Below are 574 nucleotides of genomic sequence, written 5' to 3'. Positions count from 1 at the left end.
ATTTCGTCCGTTGCGCCAGTTCCGGCTGGACTGCCGCGAACATCTGGCGCCAGCGGTGGCCCCGCCCGGCGGAAACAATCCAGAAACAAGATTCAACAGTTGGGAAAAACTCGCGAAAACACCGGGTGGCATAACCATTCCCGGAGCAGCCGGGTGCGGCAAGCGACATATCGATCTTCGAAAAGGAAATGCCGATTATGAAAAAGACCCTTCTCTCCGTTCTCGGCCTGGCCGTCGCGCTCGCCTTCGCGGTGCCGGCGCTCGGCACCAGCGCCGCCAACGCGGGCACCACCACCCCTGCCGCGACGACGACCACCACCACTGCTGCTCCGGCCGCGACCACCGAGACGGCGAAGCCCGCCGCCAAGGCCACCTATCACAAGAAGCACAAGAAGCATCACAAGCATCACGCCCGCAAGCATCACCTGAAGAAGCACCGCAAGCATCACGTCAAGAAGCATCACGTGAAGAAGCACCATGTGAAGAAGCACGTCGCCAAGAAGGCGGCCTAAGTCCCGATCTCCTCCCACCGGGATTGCTTTTTCATGGCCGGATGGTCCAGGGGGGTCGGGAC

At 61.5% G+C, this 574-nt stretch carries 1 protein-coding gene; it reads left to right on the top strand.

Annotated features, from left to right (window positions below; genetic code table 11):
• Positions 1–197: 197 nt before the first annotated feature.
• Positions 198–512, top strand: a complete 315-nt coding sequence (locus EN780_RS36930) for a hypothetical protein (protein WP_128276628.1) — start codon at positions 198–200, stop codon at positions 510–512.
• Positions 513–574 lie beyond the last annotated feature (62 nt).

Origin of the sequence: Mesorhizobium sp. M4B.F.Ca.ET.089.01.1.1, from assembly GCF_004022605.1 — a bacterium.
Lineage (GTDB): Bacteria > Pseudomonadota > Alphaproteobacteria > Rhizobiales > Rhizobiaceae > Mesorhizobium > Mesorhizobium abyssinicae.
The sequence above is the reverse complement of the archived record's forward strand: the minus strand, read 5'-3'. Positions and strand labels throughout refer to the sequence as shown.